This is a genomic window from Spirillospora sp. NPDC049652, assembly GCF_040675125.1.
Lineage (GTDB): Bacteria > Actinomycetota > Actinomycetes > Streptosporangiales > Streptosporangiaceae > Spirillospora.
In genome coordinates, this window is record NZ_JBFAOF010001543.1 from 1 (window position 1) to 1117 (window position 1117).

General features: G+C 79.1%; 1 protein-coding gene. It reads left to right on the forward strand.

Going from position 1 to position 1117, the window contains the following annotated elements; all coding sequences use genetic code 11:
- On the forward strand, window positions 1-1111 hold a 1111-nt coding region (locus AB0J52_RS41790), incomplete at its 5' end, for a tetratricopeptide repeat protein (protein WP_500188842.1).
- Between the last annotated feature and the right edge of the window lie 6 nt (window positions 1112-1117).

The window sequence follows — 1117 nt, forward strand, 5'->3', positions numbered from 1 at the left end:
CGCCGAGGAGGCCGACCGCGGCCTGCGCGGCCCGGACCAGCACGCCTGGCTGTCCCGGCTGGACGCCGAGGCCGCCGGCCTGCGCGCCGCGTCGCACGCCTGCGTCCAGCACGGTGACGCGGCCCTGGCCCTGCGCCTGGCCTGCGCGCTCGCCTGGTACTGGGTGCTGCGCGGCCGGGTCGCCGAGGGCCGCCGCACGCTGGCCGCCGCCCTCGCCGTCGCGCCCGCCGCCGGTTCCGGAGCGGACGCGCCGGACGAGGTGCTGCGGGCGACCGCGATGACCTGGCAGGCGGGGATCGCGGCCCTGGCCGGGGAGCCGCCGGACGCGCTGGTGGACGACCGGCACGCCGCCGTCCGCCCCTGCCTCGACGTCCTGGACGCCCTGGACCCGGCCGGGGACGGGCTCGCCGCACCGGAGCGGGCCGCGTTCGCGCGGGCGGTCCTGCTGCTCGCGATCGTAAGCCCCATCGACGTGGCGTCCCCGGCGGACGACCCGGTCGTCCGGCTGTACGCGGTGTTCGAGCGGCTCGGCGACCGGTGGGGCGAGGCCGCCGCGCTCTCGGTGCTGGCGTACCACGCGCAGCTCCTCGGCGACTTCCCGGTGCTGCGCCGGTACGCGCACCGGAGCCTCGACCTGTTCCGGGGGATCGGCGACCGGTGGGGGCTGCTGCAGGCGGCCACCCCGCTGGCCGACGCGGCGCGGCTCGCCGGGGACTACGAGCAGGCGGCCCGCTGGTACGCCGACGGCCTGCGCATCGCCCGCGAGCTCGGCCTGCGCGCCGAGGAGGCCCGGCAGCTCACCGGCGCGGGGCACATCGCCCAGCTGCACGGCGAGCACGCGCGGGCGCGGCAGCTCTACCTGCGGGCGCGCGAGCTCGCCGCCGACGAGTCGGTCAAGGTGATGGAGCAGGTCGCCGACCTCGGCCTCGCCGTGAGCGCGCGGCGGCAGGGCCGGCACGACGAGGCGGAGCGGCTGCTGCTGCCCTGGCTCGACTGGAACCGGCGGGCCGACTGGCCCGCGGGCATGGCCTCGGTGCTGGCCGAACTCGGCTACGTCGCCGAGCAGCGGGGCGACGCGCGGACCGGGTCGAGGACGCCGAGGAGGCCCTGACCAGGG